This window comes from Collinsella sp. CLA-AA-H167 (genome assembly GCF_040095305.1).
In the GTDB taxonomy this organism is placed as follows: Bacteria; Actinomycetota; Coriobacteriia; order Coriobacteriales; family Coriobacteriaceae; genus Collinsella.
This window is the reverse complement of record NZ_JBBNGA010000001.1, coordinates 35,928-55,690: the sequence shown is the minus strand read 5'-3', so window position 1 is coordinate 55,690 and position 19,763 is coordinate 35,928. Positions and strand designations below refer to the sequence as shown.

Annotated in this window: 19 protein-coding genes; 4 read left to right on the top strand and 15 right to left on the bottom strand. The window is 57.7% G+C overall.

Features of this window, described 5'->3' with window-relative positions; translation table 11 throughout:
- Positions 1–164: 164 nt before the first annotated feature.
- Both AAAT03_RS00300 and AAAT03_RS00295 read left to right on the top strand, forming a co-directional pair.
- Positions 165–962 carry a tRNA threonylcarbamoyladenosine dehydratase gene (locus AAAT03_RS00300; RefSeq protein WP_349102319.1) on the top strand — a complete coding sequence of 266 codons (798 nt, stop codon included), beginning with the start codon at positions 165–167 and terminating at the stop codon, positions 960–962.
- A gap of 14 nt (positions 963–976) precedes the next feature.
- Positions 977–1,759: a TatD family hydrolase gene (locus AAAT03_RS00295; RefSeq protein WP_349102318.1), complete on the top strand. Its 783-nt coding sequence runs from the start codon at positions 977–979 to the stop codon at positions 1,757–1,759.
- Between the two features lie 80 nt (positions 1,760–1,839).
- Here the strand turns inward: AAAT03_RS00295 and AAAT03_RS00290 are convergent, their stop codons facing one another.
- From AAAT03_RS00290 to AAAT03_RS00220, 15 genes are all read right to left on the bottom strand, one after another.
- The gene (locus AAAT03_RS00290) at positions 1,840–3,357 is read right to left on the bottom strand and encodes an FGGY-family carbohydrate kinase (RefSeq protein ID WP_349102317.1); all 1,518 of its coding nucleotides are present in this window, start codon (positions 3,355–3,357) and stop codon (positions 1,840–1,842) included.
- A 6-nt stretch (positions 3,358–3,363) separates the two neighbouring features.
- Positions 3,364–4,173, bottom strand: coding sequence for a BtpA/SgcQ family protein (locus AAAT03_RS00285; protein WP_349102316.1), 810 nt, complete (start codon positions 4,171–4,173; stop codon positions 3,364–3,366).
- Between the two features lie 33 nt (positions 4,174–4,206).
- Complete coding sequence (locus AAAT03_RS00280) at positions 4,207–4,635, bottom strand: secondary thiamine-phosphate synthase enzyme YjbQ (RefSeq protein ID WP_006234356.1); 429 nt, start codon at positions 4,633–4,635, stop codon at positions 4,207–4,209.
- A gap of 2 nt (positions 4,636–4,637) precedes the next feature.
- Positions 4,638–5,498: an amidohydrolase family protein gene (locus AAAT03_RS00275; protein ID WP_349102315.1), complete on the bottom strand. Its 861-nt coding sequence runs from the start codon at positions 5,496–5,498 to the stop codon at positions 4,638–4,640.
- 27 nt (positions 5,499–5,525) lie between these two features.
- A complete protein-coding gene (gene frlD / locus AAAT03_RS00270) occupies positions 5,526–6,326 on the bottom strand; it encodes a fructoselysine 6-kinase (protein WP_161194580.1) in 801 nt (266 codons plus the stop codon).
- Between the two features lie 121 nt (positions 6,327–6,447).
- Entirely contained in the window at positions 6,448–7,311 is an 864-nt protein-coding gene (locus tag AAAT03_RS00265) for a PfkB family carbohydrate kinase (protein WP_161194581.1), read from the bottom strand.
- A 14-nt stretch (positions 7,312–7,325) separates the two neighbouring features.
- Positions 7,326–8,294, bottom strand: coding sequence for an SIS domain-containing protein (locus AAAT03_RS00260; RefSeq protein ID WP_273377892.1), 969 nt, complete (start codon positions 8,292–8,294; stop codon positions 7,326–7,328).
- Positions 8,295–8,356: 62 nt separating this feature from the next.
- Positions 8,357–9,208 (bottom strand): sugar phosphate isomerase/epimerase family protein, encoded by an 852-nt coding sequence (locus tag AAAT03_RS00255; RefSeq protein WP_161194583.1) that lies wholly within the window; start codon positions 9,206–9,208, stop codon positions 8,357–8,359.
- A gap of 1 nt (position 9,209) precedes the next feature.
- A complete protein-coding gene (locus AAAT03_RS00250) occupies positions 9,210–10,793 on the bottom strand; it encodes an amidohydrolase family protein (protein ID WP_161194584.1) in 1,584 nt (527 codons plus the stop codon).
- Between the two features lie 9 nt (positions 10,794–10,802).
- On the bottom strand, positions 10,803–12,266 hold the full coding sequence (locus AAAT03_RS00245; RefSeq protein ID WP_161194911.1) for a putative basic amino acid antiporter YfcC: 1,464 nt from the start codon (positions 12,264–12,266) through the stop codon (positions 10,803–10,805).
- Between the two features lie 218 nt (positions 12,267–12,484).
- The gene (locus AAAT03_RS00240) at positions 12,485–13,228 is read right to left on the bottom strand and encodes a GntR family transcriptional regulator (protein ID WP_349102314.1); all 744 of its coding nucleotides are present in this window, start codon (positions 13,226–13,228) and stop codon (positions 12,485–12,487) included.
- A gap of 150 nt (positions 13,229–13,378) precedes the next feature.
- Complete coding sequence (locus AAAT03_RS00235; protein WP_349102313.1) at positions 13,379–14,038, bottom strand: HAD family phosphatase; 660 nt, start codon at positions 14,036–14,038, stop codon at positions 13,379–13,381.
- A 63-nt stretch (positions 14,039–14,101) separates the two neighbouring features.
- Positions 14,102–14,944: a Cof-type HAD-IIB family hydrolase gene (locus AAAT03_RS00230; protein WP_349102312.1), complete on the bottom strand. Its 843-nt coding sequence runs from the start codon at positions 14,942–14,944 to the stop codon at positions 14,102–14,104.
- 237 nt (positions 14,945–15,181) lie between these two features.
- Complete coding sequence (gene pgi / locus AAAT03_RS00225; RefSeq protein ID WP_349102311.1) at positions 15,182–16,876, bottom strand: glucose-6-phosphate isomerase; 1,695 nt, start codon at positions 16,874–16,876, stop codon at positions 15,182–15,184.
- Positions 16,877–17,075: 199 nt separating this feature from the next.
- On the bottom strand, positions 17,076–17,600 hold the full coding sequence (locus AAAT03_RS00220) for an iron-containing alcohol dehydrogenase (protein ID WP_349102490.1): 525 nt from the start codon (positions 17,598–17,600) through the stop codon (positions 17,076–17,078).
- 223 nt (positions 17,601–17,823) lie between these two features.
- Here AAAT03_RS00220 and AAAT03_RS00215 point away from each other — a divergent pair, with 223 nt between their 5' ends.
- The gene (locus AAAT03_RS00215) at positions 17,824–19,329 is read left to right on the top strand and encodes a DNA repair protein (RefSeq protein ID WP_349102310.1); all 1,506 of its coding nucleotides are present in this window, start codon (positions 17,824–17,826) and stop codon (positions 19,327–19,329) included.
- The gene (locus AAAT03_RS00210) at positions 19,322–19,747 is read left to right on the top strand and encodes a hypothetical protein (protein WP_233506767.1); all 426 of its coding nucleotides are present in this window, start codon (positions 19,322–19,324) and stop codon (positions 19,745–19,747) included. Before AAAT03_RS00215 ends, AAAT03_RS00210 begins: the two co-directional genes overlap by 8 nt.
- Positions 19,748–19,763 lie beyond the last annotated feature (16 nt).

Sequence of the window (19,763 nt, the reverse complement as noted above, 5' to 3'; positions counted from 1 at the left end):
CACCCCTCATGACGCGCACACTATACTCGATATTTAGATGTTTGTCTAACTATCTAATCGAAATGCTTCAAACCACATCAAAGTAAGCGCCATCGCAACCTATGGGCGATTACCTATAATGGCGATAGCTAAAACACGATTCGCTTCCCCATCGGAGGATGTCTATGACCGAAACCGCAGCCGCAACTCCCAACGAGACACGCGACACCAAGCTCGAGATCATCATGGGCCGCGAGGCACTCGACAAGCTCGCCAACGCCACGGTGCTGATACTCGGCTGCGGAGGCGTGGGCTCTAGCTGCTGCGAGGCACTTGCCCGCGGCGGCATCGGGCATTTTGTGATTCTGGACAAGGACACCATCGCGCCCAGCAATATCAATCGCCAGGCCATCGCCTTTCACAGCACCGTCGGCAAGCGAAAGGTCGATGTTATGGAAGCCATGATCCACGATATCAATCCCGCCACCACCGTCATCAAGCGAACTGAATATCTGCTGAGCGACAACATCGATGATTTCTTCGCGAGCGTTTTGGAGCAGACGGGCGGCAAGCTCAACTACGTCGTCGACGCCATCGACACCATCTCGGCCAAGCTCACCATTGCCAAATATGCTCAGGACCATGACATCCGTTTGGTTAGCTCCATGGGCGGGGCCAACAAACTCCATCCCGAGTGCCTCCGCTTTGCCGACATCTTTGATACGGTACGTGACCCCATGAGCCGCATTATGCGCAAAGAATGCAAGAAGCGCGGAATCAAGAGCCTACACGTACTGTTTAGCTGCGAGGAATCGGTTAAGACACAGCCCCGCGACCCTTCCAACATCCACGAGCGCACCGAGCTGGGAACTGCCAGTTTTATGCCGCCCATCATGGGTCAAATGATTGCCGGCGAGGTTATCCGCCAGATCGGCGGGCGCGGCACCGAGCGCGTACGCTCCGATGGCCAGCGCCTGGACTAGCAGGATGTCCTGCGATGGAACCGCGATTCTTTGACACGCATTGTCATCTTGATTTGATGCTCAGCCCCGATGCTGCAGCCAGCGAGTCGGCGGCGTTGGGTCTGGGGCTCTTTGACTGCGGGGTCGACCCACGCGACTTCGCGGCAGCAAAAAAGCGGGCCAGCCGCCACCCAAACATTATCGCGGGCGCCGGCCTCCATCCCTGGTGGCTCGCCGACGGCCGCTGCGGTCCTGCCGAAGTCAATCTGCTTTGCGAAGTTGCTGCCCAAGAGCGCTATATCGGCGAAGTCGGACTCGACTTTTCCGCGCGCTTTGCTGGAAGTGAGCTGCTACAAATACAGGCACTTAACCGGCTCTGCGATACACTCGTGCAGCATCCTCTTACCGGGCGCGTGATATCAATTCACGCCGTTCGTTCAGCGGGAGCCGTACTGGACGTCCTCGAATCGCATGGACTACTCATCCCAAACTCCGACTCCCTCGTTATCATCTTCCACTGGTTTAGCGGCACTTCGGACGAACTCGTCCGCGCGCGTAATGCGAGCTGTAATTTTTCCGTCAACGAACGCATGCTTGTGTCTAAACGTGGACGTGAATATGCCCGACAGATTCCACTCGACCGTCTACTGCTCGAGACCGATGCGCCGGCCGAGCCAAACACAGAAACAAGCGCGCAGTCGCTCATCAGATCGCTCACAAGGACCTCGGAACACATCGCCTCACTCAAAAACTGTGACATAAAGCGCATCGAATCGGCAGTTTTAGCAAATGCGCACTCTGTATTTGACCTTCGCTAACCCCTGTGGGCAAAAAATGCCAAGGGACATGCGAATCACACAACGCAGCCCCTATTGGAAGGCAGTACAATTCGGCAGCATTACACCAATTCGTGCATGAGATCACAGTTGCGTGCATACAATTCGTCAAAGATATGACGACGCGACGCATATAACTCGTGGGCAGCCATATCGGGCACGATTGTTTGCGCAACGCCAAGGACTTGGGCGAGTTCATCCCATGATGCATAGGCGCCACCTGCGAGAGCTGCCATGATGGCATCACCGAAGCATGCGCCCACCGTAACCTTGGCAACCGAGACCTCGCGCCCGCATACGTCGGCGATAGCCTGCATCCAAACTGGATTCTTGGTTCCACCTCCGACAAGCATAATGCGCCCAATTGGCAGTCCATGCTCTCGCTCGATAATGTCGACATGGGATGCAACGGTATACGCGACGCCTTCCAAGGCGGCGCGAACCATATGGGCTCGCGTATGCCTTCCGGTCAGGCCAAAGAAGACGCCACGCGCCTCGGGATCGTTGAGCGGAGTACGCTCCCCCGCAAAGTACGGCAGACACACGAGCCCATCGGCACCCGGCGCCACATCGGCGGCATCATGTGCCATAACCGAATATGCATCGGGGCCACCGTGGCCCTCGGCCTCCACGGCGTCGCGATACAGCTCTTGGCGCAACCACGATGTGAGCGCACCCGCCGTATTGGTCCCCGCGCAGATCCCGTAAGTTCCGGGAATGATAAACGTCCCTGGCCACAGGCGGGCATCATCGACCATATGATCAGCTAGGTAGATGAAATACGCCGTGCTCCCCAACTGAACCATCATATCGCCGGGACGAAATACACCCGTCGAAATGGCCTCGGCACCAGAGTCGCCCGTTCCCACTAAGACAGGTGTCCCTGCCGCGAGTCCCGTCGCCTCAGCCGCACACTGCGTAATCACCCCGGCAATATCGGTAGCCGACATTACCTCCGCCATCTGGTCAGGCCGGCAGAAACGAGCACATTCCCGAGCATCAACCTTCCAAGTGTAGCGGTCATATAGGGGAAGAAAATCCTCCGCTAAATAACGGTCCACCGTAAAACGCCCCGTCAACTTTGCGCATAGAAACGATGACGCCGTCAGGAACTTCGCGGCACGTTCGTGCACCTCGGACATATTCTGCTTAAACCACAAGATCTTGGGAGCAATATCTGACGAACAGGGATCGTGCCCGAAAAGCTCGCGTGCGCGATCTGACCCATATTCGGAAAGGAGCTCGTCAATCTGCGGCTTCGAACGTGCATCGACTCCATACAAAATCGCGGGCGCCAGCGCGTTGCACTCGGTATCGACCGGCACGCAGTCGCAACCCAATGCGGAAAGGCCCACGCATCCAATCTGTGCCGCGTTAACCCCCGATCGCACCACCAGCTCGCGCGACAAGCGGCAAAAATCGCCCCACCAAACTGCCTCCGCATCATGCTGATACCATCCATCACGCGGGTTGTCCGTCTCGTGTCCACAAGAGGCTTGGCAAACGATGTTGCATCGATCATCGATTAAAACGCCTTTAGAGGCGCTTGTCCCAATATCAATACCCAGATAGAGCGCCATAGGTGCCTACTCCCCTCGCGCCGCACGAGCGGCAGCCATAAAACGAACTACCCGCTCAACATCAACCGGGGCATCCAGCTTTCCGTCGCGCTTTAAGCACGTGCCGACAAACGCGCCATCGTAGTGAGCAAATACGTCAGCCACGGTATTTTCGCGACAACCGGTGCCACATACCACAGGTACTTCGCCAACACGCTCGCGGACCTCATCGGCAAGCTCGCCCGAAGCGCCACGACCGGCAGCCGAACCGCCGATGACCATCGCATCCGGTAGGCAATTAAAGAGAAGTGAATCGGCAATGTCCGCAGTCGTGCGGTCGTTGAGATAAACCTCCCCCTCGCTCGTGATGAAATGAAAAAGCTTGAGGTCGTCCAGGCGCAGCGCCGCCTTGCGACGCATGGTGTGAGCGAAATCTCGGTTAATCAGCCCGAGATCACCGGCCCAGGCACCGCAAAAAATGCAGCGCGTGAACTGCGCATCGACGGCAGCACACAGCTCGATTGTGGCATCACCATCGTAAATTGCCTCAGCTCCCCAAGGGGTCGACAAATCATGGGACAGAGTCCCGATTACATAGCCCATCGATGCAAGGGTTGAGGGAGAAACGTGCTGCTCATAGGGCATCGAGAGCTCATTGGTAATCAAAATGCCATCGACACCGCCCTGCTGCAACGCCTCGAGATCGCGCTTGGCGGCTTCCACGACCTGCGATACGCTTCCGCCCGGGTAATACAGCGGATCGCCCGGCAGAGGACGCAGGTGCAGCATTCCGATAACCGGCTTTTCGTTCTTGAACATCGAAGTTAGAAACGACATAACGTGCTCCTTCATAGGGTTATTGCAGGGACGTTACTCCCCCAGCACCTCGACGTACACTTTTCGCTTCTGCGGACCGTCAAACTCCGCAAGATAGATGTTCTGGGCACTTCCGCACACGATGTGGCCATCTTGGACGGGAAAGAAGCAACTGTTTCCACAAATCATGCTCTTGATATGCCCACAGGAGTTGTTGCCGGTGGCTCCATAGCTCGGCAGGAAGTGTGCATGCGCATAGGGGGCATCGAGTGGGGCGATGCGATCAAGCGTCTCCATAAGATCCGTCTCCACGCAGGGCAGCCCCTCGTTTACCACAATTCCACAGGTCGTATGCGACAAAATAATCGCCGCCAAGCCATTGGTCACCGAGCTGCGTTCGATGGCAGCGTGCACGTCTTCGGTAATATCGATGAACTGGTCCGGAGCAGTCGATAGATAGCTCAATGTCTCGAGCGTCACCATGTTTACTCATCTCCTTCAAGAAAACGCAGGGCATTACCCCAGTAGAGCCTTTCTCGCGCATCATCGCGCATGGGCACGGTATCGAGCGCCCGCTTGAGTTTGAATGCACGGAAGCGCGGCGTATTGCTGGCGAACATCACTTGATGCGATAGCGCGCGCTCATACCACAGCGGCCCCATATCGACCGTGAAAAGACGCTGCATCATCTCCTCGGGCGAATCGATGTAAGTGATAGAGGTGTCCGTGTAGCAGTTGGGATACTTGAGCAGCATCGCCACGGTCTCGCGCACCCAGGGCCAGCCAAAGTGGGTCAAACTAAAACGCACATTTGGATGCGTTGCGATTGTGTGCTCAAATGCAAGCGGGTTACTGCGCGAGAGCTCTGCACCCGGCTCCCAAGACATACCGGCATGGAAAACCACCGGCTTGTTATAGCGCTCGCATAGCTCGTAAAGCGGCTCGGCCACAGCATCATCGGGGGCAAAACCCTGCTTTGCCGGATGCAGGCAAAGCCCCTTTGCCCCCAACTCGGTAAAGGCGCGCTCCAATTCGTCTGCGGCGCCGCTCACCTGCGGATCTACGCTCGCAAATCCCCACAGACGATCGGGATGCGCGGCAACCAGCATGGCAATCTGGTCATTGGTGCCAAAATGCCCTCCGCATGCCGTGGTTACATCGAGCGGCATGAGCACGCTCTTCTGCACATCGCAGACGTCCATCTCGACTTGAAGCTCATCCCAATCCATGGGGCCCATATGCCCCATACCAAATTCTCGTGACCAAAAACCGAATCCATCAGGCTCATCACCCGGCGTACAGATCTCGCTGTAGAGCATGGGCTGAACCAACATGTCGATAACCATTTTGTACTCCTTTCCAGGCATTTGACCCTAGTACGGCTCAAACGAACCAATCACTCGGGACGACAGCTCAGCGCCCGCCTTCATACACGCCGGAATATCAAGGCCATCGATCACGCCCTTGGTAAACCCGGCAATATACGAGTCGCCGGCACCCACGGTATTAACGACCTTCTCCGCCGGTACGACCCCGCACTCATAGAAGCGCTCACCGTCATAGGCAATGCTTCCCTTCTCGCCAAGCGTGGCAACCGCAACGCGCGGTCCCAATCCCTGCACGTGGCGTACCCAGTCTCGTAGCTCCGGAGTGTCCTCTTCAAACGACATGAACGCATAGTCTACGTAAGGAAAATGAGCCTCACATGCATATTCGGGATCCTGGCTGAACACCGAGAAGTCCATAACCACCGTCTTGCCCGCATCATGCCATTCGGGCAGGAGGTCCAAACAATTGCCAAACAGGTCGGTATGAATGATGTCATGTTCCAGGATAAACGCCCGGTCGTCTTCATTCGGTCGATATGTCTCCATTACGCCATCGATTGCCTCGAGATGCACGCGATCGACGCCGTCTTTCAATGCCATGAGCATCACCGAGGTGTCGCCATCCTCCACCCGCAGATGTGAGATATCGAACCCCTCGGCGGCCAGCGCCTCTCTCATCTTGTCTCCGTACTCGTCCTTGCCGACAACCGACACGGCGGATACCGAAACGCCCATTCGTGCAAGATGGATACCCCAGTCAATGCCATTACCAGTCGGATAGAACACGCCGATGTTTTGATAGACGTCCGCACAGCAAAAACCAGCCGCACACGCTTTAATACCCATACTCTTCTCCAATGTTCAAAAGGGGACCCACCACATGGCGAGCCCCCTTTTCGCGTTTCGCTTATTGTTTTGCATCGGCTGTCCAAGGCCTCATAGCCAGACCGCCGTACGCTTTCTTAAGCTATTCGACGATTGGTGCTCCGTGGCCCCAAGAACCTTCCATGCCGCACACGGTCGAAGCAAACCCGGCAGCAAAGTCGAGCGCGCGCTCGATGGCCTCGGCGCCATCCTCACCACGCTTGACGGAATCGAGATAGCACATCAAAAACGAGGTGAGGAACGAGTCGCCCGCCCCCATGGTGTCCTTCATGTCCGTTACCGGTTTAGCCAGCTGGCGGTAATAACGCTCGCCGTCGTAAGCAATGCAGCCCTCGGCGCCCGCCGTAGCCGACACAAAACGCGGACCCAGACCCTTCACCCATGCCAGACGCTCGCGAATCTCGTCCTCGCTCGCGGCATCCGCCGCACTAAAGAAAGCGAAATCGACGTAGGGCGCAATCTGCTCGTAGTACTCGTCGGTGGAGTCGTCCGAAAAGTCAAAAGAGACCGTGACGCCCGCAGCCTTCAACTTGGGCAGCTCGCGCTCGGTAAAGCAGTAGTTGCCCGAATGAACCACATCGAACTGCTTCATGTACGCAAGGTCAAAGCGATCGAGGACATAGCGCGCATCGCCACGGATACCGCCCTCGTTGGAGCCAAGGAAGACACGGTCACCGTCAACGACGGTCACGCGAGCCGCTCCGTTCTCGCCAATCATCTGCTCGCACTTGTCAAGCTCGATACCCTCATCCTCGAGGCTTGCAATGACATGCTCGGCAGCGGCGTCATTGCCAAAAATGCCCATGTATGCAGAGCGTGCGGCACCGCATTTCTTGGCATAAACGGCGAAGTTCACCGCATTGCCGCCGGGATACATGGTGTGGATATGCTCGTAGCGATCGACGACGTTGTCGCCAAATCCGAGCGCGTTAACGTTAAATGCCATAGCCTTTGCCCCTTCTAGTACTCGACAACACCCATATAGCGGCGGAAATCGGGATCGTGATCAAACACCTTGCCGCGTGCGGCGCGCAGCTCGCAGTTCATGGCGTAGAACAGCACCGGGTCCAGATAGGCACGGACGCTCGCCGGCACGGCTTCCATACCGTACTCCTTGGCATCAAGCACCATCAGCGTATCGGTATGCGTCTTAAGGAACGCCAGGGCGCGCTCGTCCATAGCACGGCACTCGCTGGAGCCCATCTGCAGGAAGTAAAAAACGCCATCCTGAGTAGCCTCGAAGGGGCCGTGGAAGTACTCGGCAGAGTGGATGTAGCTGCAGTGCTGCCACTGCATCTCCATAAGAGAGCAGATAGCGAAACCGTAGGTCTGGCTAAAGTTGGGACCGCTGCCCAGAATATAGAAGAACTCGTGCTCCTGGCAAAGCTTGGCAAAGCGATCGCCCAGCTCGGCATTTACCTTCTCGCGTGCCGGAGGAAGAATCTTATCCATCTCAGCAATACCGGCATACATATCGGCAAGATCGGCGTAGCCCTCCTGCTGATCGAGCAGCTCGGCCGCAAGCGACAGCGAAATGCCAGCGGGGACCTCGGCCTGCGGCACGCCCTCGCCCCACGGGTAGACCCACGTGGTCCACTTGCCGGAGTCAATCTTGGATCCAGCGTTGTCGGTCTGGGCGATCACCGTAGCGCCGGCAGCAAGGGCAATCTCACAGCCCTCGACGACCTCGAGGGTGTTGCCACTGTGGCTGCAAGCAATGACCAGGGACTTCTCGCCCAGACGACGCGGACGCATGATATCGAACTCGCGAGCCGTATAGATATACGAAGTGAAGGTGGTTGCTTCGCGCTGCAGAAGCTCATGAGCCGGGATCAAATCGATCATGGAGCCACCGCAAGCAATCCAGTAGACGCTGTCGAACTTGCCCTTCTCGGCAATTGCCTCTTTGATCAGGTCGTGTGCGTTCATATCCAGTTCCTTTCTTGTTTGGTCCACAATCAATGACGTTGGTTGCGTGGCCGATAGTTGTTTTAGTCAATCAGATATTTCTCGAATGCGGCCATGTTCTTGGCATCTGCCGCCGCCGGGTCATCGTAGTAACGACCGTCCGTGATTTCCTGGCCCAGCATGCCGTCGAAACCATGGGCGTTGAGCGTGGCAACGAAGGCGTCCATATCGTGCTTGCCATCGCCCCACACCAGATGGCCATACGGATCACCGTCGATAAAGTGCATCTCGTGAATTGCCCCATCACCAAAGGCTGCAAACCAGTCCTCGAGTGTCTCGCCCGCAACGCCCATCGCGGTTGTATCAACCATGGGCTGTAAGTACGGGCTCGCGACCTCGTCGATCATGCGCTTCGCATCGGAAACCGTCGTCACAAGGTTGCTCTCCTCGGGACGCAGGCTTTCCATCGTAAGCACCAGACCGTGCTCGCCGGCATACTCCGCCAGAATGGACATGTGCTCGCGGCTGCGCTTCCAGGCTTCCTCGCGGTCCTCGTCCCAGTCGCCCCAGCCCGAGTTGACGGACATACGGTCGCACCCAAGTACCTCGGCAAGCTCGATGCCGTGCTTAAAGTACGCCAGGCTGCGCTGTTCATGCAGCGGTTTGCGTGCGCAGTATTGCCAAGGATAGACAACATTCTCGGGGCACAGAGTACGATACCTAAGCCCACGGTCTGCAGCTTTTTTCGCCAGGACCTCAGCCTCAAAGTAGCCCGTATGGTCGAGTGTCACATGCGGCTCCGCACACCACAGCTCAATGGACTCAAAGCCCAAACGCTGCTGCACATCAAGGAAGTAATCGAGCGACCACATGATGTAGTGGATATTCATGCCCGCAATCTGTTCGCGGCGCAGCGTCGGCTTGGATTCAGACATCTTATGCCTCCTTATTACGATCGAACACGATTTGTCCGTCCGACATCGTCATATCAACCGAAAGATCGCGTGCGTCGCGATAATCGAGGTCGAACACATCCCGATCGAGCACGCAGATATCAGCAAGCTTGCCGACCTCGAGCGTACCTAGCTCGTCTTCGCGCATCAGATCGTACGCGCCCCCGGCAGTCCAAGCACGCAAGAGCTCGACAAGCGTCAGCGCGTTGGCCTCATTCACGGGCAGTCCATCGTCGAAGTATCCGCCGCACGCACTGTAGATTGACTCGCCCAGGCTCGGAATCAGCAGCGGCAAATCCGTACCACAGCACACCGTGCATCCGGAATCTTCCATGCCGCGGCGATTCCAGCTGTGCAAAAGTCGCGTCTTGCCAATTTGTCGACGCATCATCGATAGGCAATCCTCGCGCCGGTCCAGCGTCAGAATCTGCGGATAGACCTCGCAAATTCCACCTAACTTGCCAAACTCGACAAGATCGGTCGGATCAGAGTTCTCGAGATCGGTAATCGCATGGCGGCGAAGCAACCGTCCATGCTCGTCTCGAGGCAGCGAGGCATAGAGCGCCACGGTGCGACGAACGGCGCCATCGCCCTGGCAATGCAAGGAATATCGGAAGCCGTCAGCATCAATTGCGCGCAGCTCGTTCTCAATCAGATCCCACTCGGGCTCCTCGACAACCGTCTTGCCGGCAGCGCCCGCATCGGCCGTGTCCTCATAGGGGTCAATCATCTCGGCAAGCCCCGCCCATACGCCGCGATCGGTCATACGGTTGAAGCCAGAAAAACGAACGAACGGTCCCCGGAAGCGCTCTCGTGCCTCGCGGGCATATGCCAGATTTGCACCGGCACCCACCGGCTGCGACATCATAGAGACGCGAACCGTCAGCTCACCAGATTCCTCACGGCGAGCCATTTCGTCGGCAAAACCGTAGTAGTCATCAAACGCCATCTCCTTGATGGCGGTAACGCCGCGCTCGTTAAGCATGCTCATGTAGTCCGAATACCCCGCACGTACCTCGAGCAGCGCGAGGAAATCGCTCATCATGCGCCAGATCTTCTCGGCATAGCACGCCTGGGGTGTAAAGCCGTATCGTGCACTGGCGGCAGCATTGAGAACGCAGGTCTCCGCACCCGGTGTAAAGCAGACGACAGGGATATCGCCAAAACAATCGTCAAACACAGCTGCCGTATTTGCGTTCTCGGCATCCGATGCCAACGTTTCGGGTAGGCTGTGGCCAAAAGCCGCCGCGCAATCCGGATGATCTTCTTTCCATGCACGCAAGAGCGACACGGCCTCTTTGGCATCAGCGATGCCGGACAGATCAGACCCCAACGTCCGCAGCGCCCAGCCTGTATAGAAGGTATGCACATCGATCAGGCCAGGCATGACGGTGCGGTCGCCCAGGTCAACTACCTCGTCCGCTTGGGTCAAATACGAAGTTACCTCACACTTGGTGCCAACAGCCTCAATTCGATTGCCACGGACCGCTACGAAACCTTCAAACGGCAGGTCCCCCGTACCGGTAAAGACGCTCTTAGACGTCAGGACCGTCAAACGATCAGACATCACAACCACCTACACCGGAAGCATGCCAGAGATTGCCGTTACGATCAGGCCAAAGACGACCATGAAAATGAAGAACTTCCAAATGGTCTTCCACCATTGGCCAAACGAAATCTTAGACACGGCAAGGCCGGCGACCGTCATGCCCGCCACGGGACTGATAGTGTTGATGGTCTGATTAGCAAACTGGAGCGCGGTAACGGCAGCCTCGGGATTGAGGCCCATAAGCTCGGTCAGCGGACCCATGACGGGCATGGTGAGCGCCGCAAGTCCAGAACTCGAAGGAACCAGCAAAGAGAGCAGGCCAAGGACGATATACATAAACGTGGTGTAGACGGCGGCGGGTGCACCGGCGAGCGCAGTAGCGAGCGCCTGGAGGATGGTGTCGATGATCATGCCGCCCTCGGCGATGACCAGAATGCCGCGAGCGATACCGATAACGATGGCGGCGTACGCAAAGTCGGCGAGACCCTTAACGAACTCCTCAGCGATCGTCTGCTGGTCAAGACCGCCCAGGATACCGGCAAGCAAGCCCATGCCAAGAAACACGGCGGAAATCTCATTCATGTACCAGCCCTGGGTAACAAGACCCCAGACGATGATGCCCATACCGCAAGCAAAATCGATAAGCACGAGCTTCTGACGGATAGTGAACTCTTCCTCGATGGAGGCATCGGTCACAGAAAACTCAACACGCTTGAGCTTATCGTCCTCGTACGTAATGGACGACTCGGGATTTTTCTTTACACGCATGGCGTAGCGCATGGCCCATGCGATACCGACGGCAGTGAAGATGACCCAAGAAACGGCGCGCAGCCACAGCTGAGGATTGCCCTCGATACCAATGATGCCTTGGGCGATCAAAACATTAAACGGGTCGATGGTCGAAGCACAATATCCCAGGTTAGGACCAAGGAAGCAGATGATAAACGCCGTCATCGAGTCATACCCGATACCCATCATGATGGGAATGAAGATGGCATAGAACGGTAGGGCTTCCTCAGACATACCAAACGTAGTGCCGCAAATGGACAGCAGCGTCATCGTGATGGGAATGATGAGGATGTCCTTGTTCTTGAGCTTTTTAATCACACGGCTCATGCCGGCATTCAAAGCGTTGGTCTTGGTGATGATTGCGAACGATCCGCCAATCAATAAGACGAACGCAACGACATCGGCAGCCTCCTGGATGCCCTTGGTGGGCGCTTGCAGGACCGCGAAGATATCTTGACCCAGATTGATGGTCTCGCCGGTCTCGGAATCGGTGTAGTTCTTATCGACCTGTTCATAGGTTCCAGCAACGGCGACTTCACGCTCGCCCGCCGCTGTCGAAATTGTCTTGCGCTGATACTGACCAGAGGGAACGATCCAAGTCAGGACCGCAAAGACAACGATCAGCAAGAACATGATCGTATAGACATGCGGTAATTTGAACTTAAAACGTCTGTTTGTCTTCTTCGCCTTCGTATCTGACATAGATACCTCCAAAGAACTCGAGACTGCATCGCATCTCGCTTCAACGCTTGCACAAGGCAAACGTTCTATGACGTTCTATAGATTACCAGCAGCTTTTCTCGTCATCAAGATAATTTCAAACTGATTGCCGCAACGCGGTTGAACGGTTGCGTTTGCGCCGTGAACGGTATGGAAACGCCCGGTGAGATGATCCACCGGGCGTCTCCATTCGCAATGTCCTAGATGTCAAAAACGTAGCGAGACCCAACGATCCGCTGACGACCGATGATAAACGGCCGCCGCTGCTCATCGAAAAAGAAGGCTTCCATATAAAACAAGGGTTCGCCAACGGGAACTGCCAACAACCGAGCGACCTCGGGCGACGCGCACGCGATCTCAAGCGTGCATGGGTCGGTAAACGCGGGCGTGCGGCCCGTCCGGTTGCGCACGAACTCAAAAATGGATTGGTTAGATAGAGGTGCCGTTGATAGATAGGCGTTGTCCTCGTAAACATATATGTTGTTCTCGAGCATGACAGGGACGCCATCGGCAGTACGCACGCGCTCAACGCAGATCAAGTCAGTTCCAACGGCAACACCAAAGAACTGTGCTTCGGTGGAATCCGCCGGCAGTATCTTTCTCGAAATGACACGCGCCCCCGGTTCCATTCCGTTAACGCGGCATGCGTCCGAAAAACTCTGGACGTCATCCTTCTGGCGATTCTTGCGCTTGAGCTTGGGGGCATTGACAAACGTGCCTTTCCCCTGTCGCTTCGTTAGATAGCCCTGTTGGACGAGCTCCTCAATAGCGCGTCGCACGGTAACGCGGCCAACTTTATAGCTCTCAGCCAATTCGAATTCGTTGGGTATCCGCGCACCTGCCTTGTAGGCACCGGAGTTGATTTCGTTTTTGATGATATCGATAACCTGTTGGTACAGCGGTATCGCTGCTTTACCGTCAGTTAGCCCTTCAGTCGGTGGCATATACCCTCTCCAAGCACAATTAAGTCTAAAACGGGCTTAAGGGCATTCAACAAGTCCTTAAGCCCGCATTAGCTTAAAGTATGCTAGGTGTCGCACCAAAATGTCGGCTATTTACTCATCAGACCCGAAAAACGCGCAACTACCGCGCTCCTAAGAAAGCGTGAGCAGCTCCGGCAGCTGGTCGATGATCTTGTCCGCGGCATCCTGGCTAAAGCCAAAGCGCTCCTCGCGCTTGGCAATGACCGTCAGGCCGGCACGCTTGCCGGCAGTGATGCCAGGCACCGAATCCTCAACGCAGCAGCAACGGACCGCAGGCAGCCCCAACAGGTCCAGCGCATGCAGGTAGATGTCGGGCTCGGGCTTGCTCTCCTTAAACTGCTCGCCGCTCACCACGTACTCAAAGGCATCCGACAGACCACATGCATAGAGTACTTCCTCGATGCTGTCCATGGGAGACGAGCTCGCCAGCGCCACGCGAACGCCGCGGCGCGGCAACTCTCGAATCGTATCCACAGCGCCCGGGTTAATCAAAGCCTGGTAGTCACGCGGACGCTTATGCGCCCACTCGTCCCAACGGGCCAATGCTTCCTCGCCAGTGAAGTGCCCTTTACCGGCGCGCTCAAACCAATCGACCAGCATATGCAGGAAGAACTGATGTGAGGTACCAACCTGCCCGTTCAACTCCTCTTGGGTCAGATTCAACCCAAGCTCCTTGGCAAACGCGGCAGTCTCCCCCAGGTAGTAATACTCGGTATCGACAATGACGCCGTCCATGTCAAAGATAACAGCGTCGAACGGAAATGCGGACACGGCACCCTCCCTAACAAAAGGGCGCCCGCAAGCGGACGCCCGAACCATGCACTATCGGCGATTCTAACCCAGCAGCTTATCCAGCGCCACCGCAATACCGTCTTCGTTGTTATTGGCGGTCACCATCTGGGCAACTGCCTTAACCTCATCGACGGCGTTGCCCATGGCAACACCGGTGCCGGCCCACTCAATCATGGACTTGTCGTTCTGGCCGTCGCCAAACGAGACGACCTCGCTGGCATCGATGCCGAGCTTGGGCAGGGCACCCTCGAGCGCGTGGGCCTTGTCGATACCGGGCGCCGTGTACTCAAAGTACCAGTCGGCCGTAAACATGCCCGAAAGCGTCTGCTTAAAGGGCGCATACATCTCCTCGTAATGCGCCTGCAGGTAGGCTGGATCGCCCGCCGTCAGCAGCTTATCCACGGGATAAGCATCAGCGACCTCATGCAGGCTCTCCACCTCGCGAATCTTAAGATCGCACGCGTCGCGCTCATACTTGACGATATTCTTCTGCGAGCCGCCAGGCAGCGTGATCATGCAATGGTAAGAGTCCTCGACGTGCAAATCGCGACCAAGCGAAATCATAGGAATCACGTCAAAATTACGCAGGTGATCAATCAGGCGATGCAATTCGTCGGCAGGCATAGCCTGATCGAACAGCACCTCGTCGGTCTGGGCATCGACGACGTGCGCGCCATTAAAGGCAACTAGCAGACCATCATGGTTCTGAAGGTCGAGCTCCTGCGCCAAGGCATGCAGCCCCCATGCGGGACGACCCGAAGCCAAGATGAGCTTAATGCCCGACTCCTGCGCCGCGAGCAGTTTCTCGCGCGTACGCGGGCTGATGACCTTTTGGTCGTTGGTGAGCGTACCGTCGATATCCATTGCGATGGCTTTGATTGCCATATGTGCCTCCCTGTCATTGAGCAACCTTGTCTGAGCCATCATACAGAACACCCACGGCGGCGCTGTTTGCAACGGGAAAAATGTCATATTGTCCCAAACATGAACGGCGCGCCTTCGACGATTGCGATGCCCGTCGAGGCGCCTCCCGATACATTCCATTCTATCCAGATAGCAAAGGGCCCGCATCCCAACGGATACGGGCCCTTGTCGGCTATGCGTTAGTTTTCGCAGCGAATCCTACTTGCGGTGCGCGCGATAGAACTCGATGAGTGCCTGGGTCGAAGCGTCCTGCTCGGCCTTGGCTGCGTCGTCGTGGAAGGCCGGGGTGATCTGCTTGGCAAGCTGCTTGCCAAGCTCGACGCCCCACTGGTCGTAGGAGTCGATACCCCAGACCGTGCCCTCGACAAACGTGATGTGCTCGTACAGAGCGATGAGCTCGCCGAGTGCGAACGGGGTCAGCGTGTCGCCGAAAATCGAGGTCGTCGGACGGTTGCCCTCAAAGCAGCGGGCCGGGACGATCTGCTCGGGCGTACCCTCGGCACGAACCTCGTCGGCCGTCTTACCAAAGGCGAGCGCCTTGGTCTGGGCCAGGAAGTTGCCCAGGAACAGCTCGTGGACATCCTGACCGCTGTCGGTTGCGGGGTTGGCGGTATTGGCGAAGGCGATGAAATCGGCCGGAACCACCACGGTGCCCTGGTGCAGCAGCTGGTAGAAGGCATGCTGGCCGTTGGTGCCAGGCTCGCCCCAGAAGATCTCACCGGTATCGGAGGTCACAGCGCTGCCGTCCCAGCGGACATGCTTGCCGTTGGACTCCATGGTGAGCTGCTGCAGGTAGGCCGGGAAGCGGTGCAGGTACTGGCAGTACGGAAGCACGGCGTGGCTCTTGGAGCCGAAGAAGTTGACGTACCAGACGTTGAACAAACCCATCAGCGCGACGGCATTGTTCTCGAGCGGCGTGTTGCAGAAGTACTCGTCGATGGCATGGAAGCCCTCGAGGAACTGCTGGAAGCGCTCGGGGCCGAGCACGACGATCAGCGACAGGCCCACGGCGGAGTCGACGGAGTAGCGGCCGCCAACCCAGTTCCAGAAACCAAAGGCGTTGGCCGGGTCGATACCGAAAGCCTCGACCTTCTCGAGTGCGGTGGAAACGGCGACGAAGTGCTTTGCCACAGCCTCGGCGTTCTGTTCATCGGAACCGTCGATGGCACCCTGAGCCTTGAGCTGCTCGAGCATCCAGGTCTTGACCTCGCGGGCGTTGGTGAGGGTCTCGAGCGTGGTGAAGGTCTTGGAGACGATGATCACGAGCGTGGTCTCGGGATCCAGGCCCTTGAGCTTCTCGGCCTGGTCGTTGGGGTCGATGTTGGAGATATAGCGACAATCGATACCGGCGTCGGCGTAGGGGCGCAGGGCCTCGTAAGCCATGACCGGGCCCAGATCGGAGCCACCGATGCCGATGGACACCAGGTGCTCGATCTTCTTACCGGTTACGCCCTTCCACTCACCGGAGCGCACGCGCTCGGCGAAAGCATACATGCGGTCGAGGACCTCGTGCACGTCGGCGACGACATCCTGGCCGTCGACGATGAGCTGGCCCTTCTCGCTTGCCGGACGGCGCAGCGCGGTGTGCAGGACGGCGCGGTCCTCGGTGGTGTTGATGTGCTCGCCGGAGAACATGGCGTCGCGGCGCTCCTCGAGTTTCACCTCGCGGGCAAGATCGCACAGCAGCTTGACGGTCTCATCGGTCACCAGGTTCTTGGACAGATCGAAGTGCAGGTCACCGGCGTCAAAGCTCAGCTTGTTCACGCGCTCGGCATCGGCGGCGAACCAGGCCTTGAGGTCGATACCCTCGGCCTCGAGCTTCTCCTGATGAGCCTCGAGCGCCTTCCAAGCGTCAGTCGACGTAGCATCGATAGGTGCGGCAACAGTTGCCATAGAGTCCTCCTCGGCATACGGGCACACGCCTCCATGCGCCCGGACATTCAGATGCCACTATTCTAGCGCAGGTCAAGACTATAATCAGCGAGCGTTGCCAATCGGCCCCCAAACGGCAACCGACCAAAAAGGGACAGGTTTATTTTGGCAGGTCAAACGCTTTACCTACCAAAAATAACCCATCCCTTTATGCCAAATATTAGGCCGCGGCGCAGACGCTACCGAGCAACTCACGCAGAGGAGACCCGATGCCCTCCAGCAGTTCGGGCGCGATGATGGCAAAAACGGGAACCTCGCCGGCGCCCACGACGGCAGGCACCTTGCCCTCCGAGACAATGCATCCATAAGGCACAAAGCCGTCTCCGCCGGCATCGAGCGCCGCCATGCGACGGGCGAGTTCGCGTGCAAAGCCGGCAGTATCGGCATCGCCGATCGCCAAGACAAAGTCCACGCCCTCATCAGTCGCCAGGGCTACGGCCTCATCGGCCAAATCGTCTCCCCCGTCGCCCCCGACCAAGCCGCAGCGGAAAAGCACGAGCTCGAGCAGGGCGCGATCGAGCGAGCCCAGCGCCGCCGAGACGAGCTCATCACGCGTGTGCTTGTCGCCTCCCAGAACGACCAGTGCCTTGGTGCCGCCATAGTGGGCAACCAATCGCCCGCACCAGCGAGCCACATCCCCGTCCGCAACCAAGCGCGTCGGCATACCAAACCCATAGTTGACCATCTTTCCCACAACCCTTCCGTGCGTATAGGCGGTATCAATCGTTAGGCTCATGCTACGAAGCAAGCTTTTCCGAGCTGTTTCGCACTCTTTAGAGCTGCGTTAAAACCCGATGCAGCCGCACGACCATACCTGCCAAAAAGGGACAGGTTTTGACGATGTCCGCGCAAGCGGGTATTATCGAACATGTATTCGATAAGAACATGTGTTTGATGAAGGGGCACGGATGGCGCACGAGCAGCACACCTACATCTGCATCGACCTCAAGACGTTTTATGCCAGCGTCGAGTGCGTCGACCGCGGGCTCGACCCGCTCACGACGTGCCTGGTCGTTGCCGACGAATCGCGCGGACGCACGACCATCTGTCTCGCTATCACGCAGGCTATGAAGGACCTAGGAATTCACAACCGCTGTCGCCTGTTCGAAATACCCGATGGCCTCGACTACATTAAGGCCGTACCGCGCATGCAGCACTACATGGAGGTGTCGGCGCAAATCTACGGTATCTACCTGGAATACGTCAGTCCGCAAGACATTCACGTCTACTCAATTGACGAGTGCTTTATCGACGTGACGCCATATCTGGACCTCTATCACACCGATGCGGAAGGCTTCGCCTGCATGTTGCGCGACGAGGTCCTCGCGCGCACCGGCATCACGGCGACGGTCGGCATCGGCCCCAACCTATTCCAGGCCAAGGTAGCACTCGACATCACTGCCAAGCATGTGCCCAGTCGCATCGGCACACTCGACGACGAGACCTTTCGCAAGGAGATCTGGCCCCATCGCCCCATCACCGATATCTGGGGCATCGGCCCCGGCGTGGCGGCCCGTCTCGAGAAATACGGTGTCTACGACCTGATGGGGGTCGCAGCGCTCGACGAGAACCTGCTCTACGACGAACTCGGCGTCAATGCCGAATATCTTATCGACCACGCCTTCGGGCGTGAGCCGACAACCATCGCCGATATCCAAGCTTATCGCCCGCAAGCGACCTCGACCACCACAGGGCAGGTGCTCTCGAAGGGCTATGCCTATGAGCAGGCCTACACCGTCTTGCGCGAGATGGTCGACAACGCCGTGTTGGACCTAGTCGATAAGCACGTGGTCTGCGACAGCATCTCGCTCTTTGTGGGTTATGCGAGCGAACGAGCTGACATACGCCGCCTCGACGCCAGCGGTACAGCGCAATATGTGGACGGATGCGGACACCTACGCTCGAGCACGTCGAGCATCGAACCCACCGCAACCGCCGGCCCTGAGCTCGCGCCCCGTGCGCCCAAGCCCGTCCAGCGCGATGACGAACGGCGCCGCCTGGTGCGGGAGGCGCAGGCTATCGATGGCATCTTTGTGGGAGAGCATGGCGGCAAACCGCGCGGTGGCTATGCCGCACTCTTAGCGCACTCCAACGCCTCGCGCAAGCTGCCCGAGCGCACCAATTCGTTTAAGAAGATCATGGGCTATTTCGATGAGCTCTGGGCGCAGACTGTCGATCCCAAACGACCAGTCAAGCGCATCAACCTGGGATTTGGCAATCTTGTGCCCGAGGAATTTGCCACCATCGATCTGTTCAGCGATATCGAGGCCGATGAGCGCGAGCGCGACCTGGCGCGCGCCGTCCTGGCCGTGAAAGGCAAGTACGGCAAGAACGCGCTCGTCAAGGGATTAAGCTTTACCGCCGGCGCCACCGCGCGCGAACGCAACGGCCAAGTTGGAGGACATCGTGCCTAAACCCAAGCAGCAGCCCGTGCGCCCGCCGACCGCCTTCGAGCGCCTGGCGGACCCCGAGGGCAGACGCCGCGCCGCCGACCCCAACCTCACTGCCAACGGTGCCGTGCGCGCCAACCGCGCCGCACAGTTTATGCCCTTTGCCGCCCTCACGGGATACTACGAACTCGTGCGCAAGCAGGAAATCACCGTCGAGCCAAAACGTGAGCTCACGGAAGAAAAAGCCCTCGCGCTTTCTAAAAAGCTCGAGGGTCTCAAACGTGGCGACTTGATTCGTGTCACCTATTACGATACATACGGCTATCGCAGCCGCACCGGCATCCTCGACGAGGCGCTCCCCGCCTTCAAGCTCCTCAAACTCCGAGACATCGCCATCGACTTCGACGACATCCAAGACATCGAACTGCGCGGACGAGCCTAGCCAAGGAAGCGCATCC

Coding starts and splice junctions, on each gene's coding strand:
- AAAT03_RS00300 (WP_349102319.1), top strand. CDS start 165: ATGACCGAAACCGCAGCCGCAACTCCCAACGAGACACGCGACACCAAG.
- AAAT03_RS00295 (WP_349102318.1), top strand. CDS start 977: ATGGAACCGCGATTCTTTGACACGCATTGTCATCTTGATTTGATGCTC.
- AAAT03_RS00290 (WP_349102317.1), bottom strand. CDS start 3,357: ATGGCGCTCTATCTGGGTATTGATATTGGGACAAGCGCCTCTAAAGGC.
- AAAT03_RS00285 (WP_349102316.1), bottom strand. CDS start 4,173: ATGTCGTTTCTAACTTCGATGTTCAAGAACGAAAAGCCGGTTATCGGA.
- AAAT03_RS00280 (WP_006234356.1), bottom strand. CDS start 4,635: ATGGTGACGCTCGAGACATTGAGCTATCTATCGACTGCTCCGGACCAG.
- AAAT03_RS00275 (WP_349102315.1), bottom strand. CDS start 5,498: ATGGTTATCGACATGTTGGTTCAGCCCATGCTCTACAGCGAGATCTGT.
- frlD (WP_161194580.1), bottom strand. CDS start 6,326: ATGGGTATTAAAGCGTGTGCGGCTGGTTTTTGCTGTGCGGACGTCTAT.
- AAAT03_RS00265 (WP_161194581.1), bottom strand. CDS start 7,311: ATGGCATTTAACGTTAACGCGCTCGGATTTGGCGACAACGTCGTCGAT.
- AAAT03_RS00260 (WP_273377892.1), bottom strand. CDS start 8,294: ATGAACGCACACGACCTGATCAAAGAGGCAATTGCCGAGAAGGGCAAG.
- AAAT03_RS00255 (WP_161194583.1), bottom strand. CDS start 9,208: ATGTCTGAATCCAAGCCGACGCTGCGCCGCGAACAGATTGCGGGCATG.
- AAAT03_RS00250 (WP_161194584.1), bottom strand. CDS start 10,793: ATGTCTGATCGTTTGACGGTCCTGACGTCTAAGAGCGTCTTTACCGGT.
- AAAT03_RS00245 (WP_161194911.1), bottom strand. CDS start 12,266: ATGTCAGATACGAAGGCGAAGAAGACAAACAGACGTTTTAAGTTCAAA.
- AAAT03_RS00240 (WP_349102314.1), bottom strand. CDS start 13,228: ATGCCACCGACTGAAGGGCTAACTGACGGTAAAGCAGCGATACCGCTG.
- AAAT03_RS00230 (WP_349102312.1), bottom strand. CDS start 14,944: ATGGCAATCAAAGCCATCGCAATGGATATCGACGGTACGCTCACCAAC.
- pgi (WP_349102311.1), bottom strand. CDS start 16,876: ATGGCAACTGTTGCCGCACCTATCGATGCTACGTCGACTGACGCTTGG.
- AAAT03_RS00220 (WP_349102490.1), bottom strand. CDS start 17,600: ATGGTCAACTATGGGTTTGGTATGCCGACGCGCTTGGTTGCGGACGGG.
- AAAT03_RS00215 (WP_349102310.1), top strand. CDS start 17,824: ATGGCGCACGAGCAGCACACCTACATCTGCATCGACCTCAAGACGTTT.